Raw genomic sequence first — 6,600 nt, forward strand, 5'->3', positions numbered from 1 at the left:
ACGGCCGGGGTGGGGCGCGGCTACGTCCCGACGGGCGGGTCAGTCCCCGCCGACCAGCCCGTGCTCGTGGGCGAACACGACGATCTGCACCCGGTCGCGCAGCGAGAGCTTGCGCAGCACCGACCCCACGTGGGTCTTCACCGTCGACTCCGAGGCGAAGACGAGGCCGGCGATCTCGGTGTTGGACAGACCACGGGCGACCGCGGCGAAGACCTCCCGCTCCTTCTCCGTCAGCGAGAGGTACGCCCGCGGCGCCGGCGCTCGGGCCACGAACTGCCCCTGCAGCAGCAACGAGAGGTCGGCGGGGGCGAGCACCGCGTTGCCGGCGTGGACGGTGCGGATCGCGTCGCGCAGCATCAGCGGCGTGGTGTCCTTGAGCAGGAAGCCGCTGGCGCCGTAGCGGATCGCGGTGGCCGCGCGGTCGTCGAGGTTGAAGGTGGTCAGCACCACCACGCGCAGCGGGCTGGTGCGGCGCGAGACGCGGTCGGGGGCGAACAGCTGGCGGGTCGCCTCGACGCCGTCCATCTCGGGCATCCGGATGTCCATCAGCACCACGTCGGGCTGCAGCTCGTCGCACACCGCGACCGCCTCGAACCCGTCGCCGGCGACGCCGACGACCTCCATCCCCTCCTGCGCGTCGATGATCGTCCGGACGCCCTCGCGGAAGAGCTCCTGGTCGTCGACCAGCACCACCCGGATCACGCGCCACCCCGCACGGGGACCCAGGCCGTCGCGGTGAACGTCGGCCCGCCCGCCTCGTCGCGACGGCGTACGTCGAGCCGGCCGCCGACCGCCTCGAGCCTGCGGCGCATCCCGTCGATCCCCTGGCCGGGCGAGGCCGCGTGGGGCGGTGCCCCGTCCTCGACCGCCGCGCTCAGCGGCTGGGTCTCGTCGGTGGTCGCGCTGTCGGTGGCGGGCGTCGTGGCCACGCCGTTGCGCACCTCGAGGCGGAGCTCGCCCTCCCAGTGGCGCTCGACGGTGACCGGGGTGTCGCGGCGCCCGTGCTTGATCGCGTTGGTGAGCATCTCCTGAAGCACGCGGTAGGCCACGGTCTCGAGCTCCGGCGGCAGCGGCTGCGGCCGGCCGACGACGGTGGAGACGACCTCGTGGCCGCTGGAGCGCACGCCGTCGACGAGGCTGTCGAGACCGCCCTGGCGCCCCGCGGGCGCGGTCGACTGCGTCGTGGTGAGCACCTGGCGCACGTCCTGCAGCGAGGTGCGCGCCGAGGTCGCGATGGTGGCCATGGTGCCCCGCAGCTTCTCGGCCAGCACCTCGGCGTCGGGGTCGGTGACGTACTGGGCGGACTCGGCCTGCGCGAGGATCACGGCCAGCGAGTGGCCGACCACGTCGTGCACGTCGCGCGCCATCCGGGCCTGCTCCTCGCGCAGCCGCGCGATCTCGCGGGCCTGCTCGGACTCCTGCACGGCGCGGGCGGCGTCCTCCTCGGCCGCCACCTGCGAGACGCGCGACTGCTCCGCGCGCGAGACGAAGCGCAGCGCCAGCCCGGCGAGCCACGGCGAGCCCAGCAGCAGCACCGCCAGCACCGCCGCCGCCAGCTGCCACGTCGTGCCGAAGCGGTACGCCGAGTTGATGATGCTGTTGTAGTCGATGAACCGGGCGAGGGCGTCGTAGACCTCCGACGCCCCGAACAGCACGACGGTCGCCGCGCCGAGCGGGATGGACAGCCCACTGACGGCCACCACCACCGGGCTGCCCCACCGGGCGGCGCCGAAGAGCACGACCGCGATCGCGGCCTGCACCAGCAGCACGCGGGTGTCGGAGGCCAGCTGGAGCAGGCAGACCACCCACACCAGGCCGACCGCCACCCCGGGCGCGCGGCGGCTCAGGCCCACCGCCGTGGCGGTGCCGAGGACCACCAGCGCGAGGTCCCACCAGTCCTCCCACCACGGCTTGGCCCGGGACGCCTCGACCAGGCCGAGGAGCAGCACGGCGCCGCCGAGCGCGAGGTCCGGCGACCAGGCCCGGAGCCGGGCGACGTCGGCGCTCATGCCGCCACCGCCTCGGCCACCCGCCGACAGGACCGGGCCGGCGACTCGACCAGCCGCCAGCTGAGCGCCGCCGCGACGAGGGTGAGCACCAGCGCGACCGGCCCCGCCCAGCCCGCGAGGGAGGGCCGCAGCCACAGCGTCAGCGGGTAGTTCCACAGGTACGCGCCGTAGGAGACCGTGCCGAGCACGACCAGCGCCCGCGCCGTGCCGGTGACGTCGGTCCACGTCCGCCACGACAGCAGCAGGACCGCGGTCAGCGCAGCGATGGCGGGACCTCCTGCCAGGTAGGTGAGGGCATGACCCCGCAATGGAACCACGCTGAGGACGCCCAGACCGGCGAGCGCCACGGGTGCCGCCCACCTGGGTGGGACCGTCCGCTGCCCGAGCACGCGGGTGGCGCCGCCGACGACGAAGCAGACCGCCCACGACGTGGGCAGCGCGTAGGCCAGGTCGGGCTCCTCGCGCAGCCACACCAGCGTCGCGACGCACGCCAGGACGCACGCCGCGCCGACGACCAGCAGCGCGACCCGCACGCGCCCACGGGCGAGCGCAGCCACGAGGACGGCCGGCCAGAGCAGGTAGAACTGCTCCTCCGTGGCCAGGGTCCACAGGTGGAAGGTGGCGTCGCTGGTGTGGGCGAACGGGAGGTTCGCCGTCCACGTCAGCGCGACCAGGACCGTGCGACCGAGCTCGTCCCGGTCGCCGAGCGGGTCGAGCAGGAGGGTCACCACGACCACGCCGGCCACCAGCAGCAGCAGCGCCGGCACGAGCCGGCGCAGCCGGCGGGCGTAGAAGCGGCGCAGGTCGACGCGTCCGGTGCGCTCGTGCTCGTCCACGAGCAGCCCGGTGATGAGGTGGCCGCTGAGGGTGAAGAACATGACCACCCCGACTACTCCGGCGCCGGGGAACACCTCGGGCCAGGCGTGGCGGAGCATCACCAGCGCGATCGCGGTCCCGCGCAGCAGGTCGATCCCGTCGACGCGGCCCGTCCGGGCGCTCACGCGACGAGCACGTCGCGCACGAGGCGGTCGAGCAGGTCGGCGTACGACATCCCGGCCGCGGCGAACATCCGCGGCACCTGCGACTGCGCGGTGAAGCCCGGCATCGTGTTGACCTCGTTGAGCACGAGGCCGGCGGCGGTGACGAAGAAGTCGACCCGCGCCACGCCGGCGCAGCCGAGGGCGTCGTAGACGGCGACGGCCGCCTCCTCCAGAGCCGTGCGCTCGGCCTCGGCCAGGGGCGCGGGCACGCGGAAGTCGGCGCCGCCGCCGTACTTGGCGTCGAAGTCGAACCACCCGTCCACCACGACCTCGAGCGCCGGGGAGACCACCCGCGCGCCGTCGGCGGTGCCCAGCACGGCCACGTCGACCTCGCGGCCGACCACGACGTCCTCGACCAGCACGCGGTCGTCGAGGGCGAGCGCGGCGTCGAGCGCGGCCGCGAGACCGGCCGCCTCGCGGACCAGCGAGACGCCGTGGCTGGAGCCGGCCGCGACCGGCTTCACCACCACCGGGTGGGTCCAGGTGTACGCCGCCGCGGTGCGGGCGGTGAGCAGCAGACCGGGTGCGGTGGCGACGCCGACCGCGCCTGCCACCAGCTTGGTGGCCCACTTGTCCATCGCGAGCGCGCCCGCGCCGACGCCCGAGCCGACGTAGGGCACGCCGGCGAGCTCGCACAGCGCCGCGAGCGAGCCGTCCTCGCCGCGCGGGCCGTGGACGACCGGGAGCACCGCGGCACACGACTGCAGCACCGCGACCGCACCCGGGAGACCGAGCACGGTGTCGCCCTCGAGCCAGGTGCCGTCGGGGGCGATGGTGAGCCGGACGACGTCGTAGGCAGCCGGGTCGAGCGCGTCGGCGACCGCGGCGGCGGACGCCAGAGAGACGGCGTGCTCACAGCTCTGGCCACCGCCGACGACGGCGACGCGGGTGCGGGGGCGGGTCACGGGAGGCTCCTCAGGACGGTCGGCACGGCGGACGGAGCAGGGACCGGGACGGCGGGTCCCGGCTCGGCGGGGCGGGTGGTGCGGAGCACGCGGGGCCCGATGCCGGTGACCACCTCGTGCGGCAGGGTGTCGGCCCAGTCGGCCCAGTCGGCCACGGTCGGCTCGCCCGCGTCGCCGGGACCGAGGACCGTGGCGACGTCACCCGGCTCGGCGTGGTCGTCACCGAGGTCGACGACCGCCTGGTCCATGGACAGGCGACCCACGACCGCACGACGCCGGCCGCGGAGCATGACCTCGGCGCGGCCCGAGGCGGCGCGCGGCAGCCCGTCGGCGTACCCCAGCGGGAGCAGCGCCAGCGTGGTCGCGGCGGGCGCGGTCCAGGCGTGGCCGTAGCCGACGCCGGAGCCGGCGCGGACGCGGCGGACGCTGACCACGGGCGCGGTGAGCGTGAGCCCGGAGCGCAGCGGGGTCGTCCCGGTCGGGTCGATGCCCACCAGGCCGGCGCCGACGCGCACGAGCGTGTGGTGGCTTCGGACGTCGAGCAGGGTGGCCGCGGTCGCGGCGAGGTGGCGGCGCGCAGGGCGAAGCCCGGCGCCGCGCGCCACCTCGACGCCCCAGCCGAACCGCCGCCGGCCCAGCACGTTGCACTCGTCGGCCGGGTCGTCGGCACACCCGAGGTGGCCCATCACCCCGACCACCCGGACCAGCCCGGCCCGCTCGGCGCGGCGGGCCGCGCGGCACAGCGCCGCCCAGGCCGAGGGTTCGGCGCCGTCGCGCGCCATCCCGGTGTCGAGGTGCAGGTGCACGCGGGCGGACCGCTGGTGCGGCCCGCCGCGCTGGGCCCGCACGACGGCGTCGAGGTGCTCGCGCGACGGGACGGCGATGTCGACCTCGGCCCGCAGCGCGTCGGCGTACGCCGCGTCCACGGGGTTGAGCCAGCTCAGCACCGGGGCGGTCAGGCCGTCGCTGCGCAGCACGAGCGCCTCCTCGATGCTGGTGACGCCCAGCGACGTGGCGCCGTGCGCCAGCGCGGTGCGGGCGACGGCGGCCGCGCCGTGACCGAACCCGTCGGCCTTGACGACCGCCATCAGCTCGGCGGCGGTGCGACCGGCGATCAGGCGGGTGTTCGCCGCGACGGCGGCGAGGTCGACCTCGAGCCGCGGCCGGCCGGCGCCCCCGGCGGTTGGCGCCACCGCAAGCGCGCTCACGCGGCGACCCCTTCGTCGCCGCCCGTGTCCGAGCCCGGCTCGGCCGGGCCGTAGAGCGCGGCCGCGGCGCCGGTCGCCAGCGCCCAGTAGCGGTCGCCGAAGCTCCAGTGCCACCACTCGGTGGGGTAGTTGACCAGGCCCGCCGCGCCGAGGACCCGCGCGAGCAGGTCACGGTGGGCGCGGGCGTCGGCGCCGATCCCGGCGGCCGCGAAGTAGCAGGCGCCGTCGGACTGCTCGGGGGTGGCGTCGATCGGGGTGCCCATGTCGAGCTCGTCGCCGCACGCGTCGACCAGCGTCAGGTCGACGGCGGCGCCCGCCACGTGGGGGGCGACCTCGACCGGGGCGACGAACCGGCTGGTCAGCACCGCGAGCTCGTCGGCCGAGATGCCCGGGCGTGCGGCGCACAGCTCGGCGGAGTACGCCGCGATGATGGCGCGCTGCGCCGCCACCGGCCGGTGGCCCTCGACGACCAACAGCGAGATCCCGGCGGGCAGCGCGTCCTGGGCCTCGGCGAGGCGATCGGCGAGCCCGCGCCGCACGAGCGCGCGGGCAGGGCCGAACGAGGCGTCGAGGGGGACGAGGACCTCGCCGCACTCGCGGACGGGCACGGCGCGGACCCGGGGGTCGGACAGCAGGATCACCATGACGACAACGGTCGCCGTCGCGAGGGGGTCGGCGCCTCCACCCGAGGTGCCGGGCCGCTGTCCTCGAGGACGAGGTCACCGGCCCTCCGGCGGAGCGCGGGCAGGTGCCGCGACGGGGGTGGGCTCGTAGGCTGGAGGCATGCCGGAGAAGGACCGGGACGACCAGTTCGAGACAGCGGACGCCGAGACCGTACGCCGCGAGGCGGCGCGCGACGACCGGACCGGGCGGTCCGCGGCCGCCGCCCGCATCGCCCAGCAGGCGACGTGGGTCGACCTCCAGGTGCGCCAGGCGATGGAGCGCGGCGAGTTCGACGACCTGCCCGGCCAGGGCAAGCCGATCGAGGACCTCGGCGTCGAGCACGACCCCGACTGGTGGGTCAAGAAGCTCGTCGAGCGCGAGAACATCGCGCTGCTCCCTCCCGCCATCGCGCTGCGCAAGGAGGACGCCGAGCTCGAGCAGCGCCTCGACGCGATCACCGTCGAGCGGGAGGTGCGCCGCGAGCTCGAGGACTTCAACCGCCGGGTGGTGGAGACCCGCCGTCAGCTGCAGGGCGGTCCGCCGGTGATCACCCCCACGCGCGACGTCGACGCCGAGGTCGCCGCGTGGCTCGAGCGCCGCGCCGCCCGCATCGAGGCGCAGCGCGCGGCCCGCTCCACCACCGCCCCCGACGCGCCCCGCCGGCGGCCGTGGTGGTCGCGGCTGCGCGGGCGCTGAGCCTCAGCCCATCGCTTCCCGGCCGGCTCGAGGTCGCTGCCAACTTCCCCGGATATCCGGGGAAGTTGCCGCTTCGAGG

General features: G+C 76.1%; 7 protein-coding genes. 1 reads left to right on the plus strand and 6 read right to left on the minus strand.

The window, feature by feature from the left end:
* Nucleotides 1-39: 39 nt before the first annotated feature.
* The 6 genes from ACFFJG_RS08310 to ACFFJG_RS08335 are packed head-to-tail and all read right to left on the minus strand — an operon-like array spanning nt 40 to nt 5,806.
* Nucleotides 40-702, minus strand: a complete 663-nt coding sequence (locus tag ACFFJG_RS08310; protein ID WP_378518132.1) for a response regulator — start codon at nt 700-702, stop codon at nt 40-42.
* Nucleotides 699-2,009, minus strand: coding sequence for a sensor histidine kinase (locus tag ACFFJG_RS08315; protein WP_378518133.1), 1,311 nt, complete (start codon nt 2,007-2,009; stop codon nt 699-701). The genes ACFFJG_RS08310 and ACFFJG_RS08315 overlap by 4 nt, the downstream gene beginning before the upstream one ends.
* A complete protein-coding gene (locus tag ACFFJG_RS08320; protein ID WP_378518134.1) occupies nt 2,006-3,010 on the minus strand; it encodes an acyltransferase family protein in 1,005 nt (334 codons plus the stop codon). Before ACFFJG_RS08320 ends, ACFFJG_RS08315 begins: the two co-directional genes overlap by 4 nt.
* Nucleotides 3,007-3,954: a D-alanine--D-alanine ligase family protein gene (locus ACFFJG_RS08325; RefSeq protein ID WP_378518135.1), complete on the minus strand. Its 948-nt coding sequence runs from the start codon at nt 3,952-3,954 to the stop codon at nt 3,007-3,009. The genes ACFFJG_RS08320 and ACFFJG_RS08325 overlap by 4 nt, the downstream gene beginning before the upstream one ends.
* Nucleotides 3,951-5,162, minus strand: coding sequence for an alanine racemase (alr, locus tag ACFFJG_RS08330; RefSeq protein WP_378518136.1), 1,212 nt, complete (start codon nt 5,160-5,162; stop codon nt 3,951-3,953). Before alr ends, ACFFJG_RS08325 begins: the two co-directional genes overlap by 4 nt.
* The gene (locus tag ACFFJG_RS08335; RefSeq protein ID WP_378518137.1) at nt 5,159-5,806 is read right to left on the minus strand and encodes a M15 family metallopeptidase; all 648 of its coding nucleotides are present in this window, start codon (nt 5,804-5,806) and stop codon (nt 5,159-5,161) included. The genes alr and ACFFJG_RS08335 overlap by 4 nt, the downstream gene beginning before the upstream one ends.
* A gap of 139 nt (nt 5,807-5,945) precedes the next feature.
* Between ACFFJG_RS08335 and ACFFJG_RS08340 the strand changes: the two genes are divergently transcribed.
* The gene (locus ACFFJG_RS08340) at nt 5,946-6,521 is read left to right on the plus strand and encodes a DnaJ family domain-containing protein (protein ID WP_378518138.1); all 576 of its coding nucleotides are present in this window, start codon (nt 5,946-5,948) and stop codon (nt 6,519-6,521) included.
* The last annotated feature ends 79 nt before the right edge of the window (nt 6,522-6,600 follow it).

This window comes from Nocardioides zeicaulis (assembly GCF_042432345.1).
Lineage (GTDB): Bacteria > Actinomycetota > Actinomycetes > Propionibacteriales > Nocardioidaceae > Nocardioides > Nocardioides zeicaulis.

Excerpts from the sequence above, each read along its gene's own strand:
- ACFFJG_RS08315 (WP_378518133.1), bottom strand. The coding sequence starts at position 2,009 with ATGAGCGCCGACGTCGCCCGGCTCCGGGCCTGGTCGCCGGACCTCGCG.
- ACFFJG_RS08335 (WP_378518137.1), bottom strand. The coding sequence starts at position 5,806 with ATGGTGATCCTGCTGTCCGACCCCCGGGTCCGCGCCGTGCCCGTCCGC.
- ACFFJG_RS08340 (WP_378518138.1), top strand. The coding sequence starts at position 5,946 with ATGCCGGAGAAGGACCGGGACGACCAGTTCGAGACAGCGGACGCCGAG.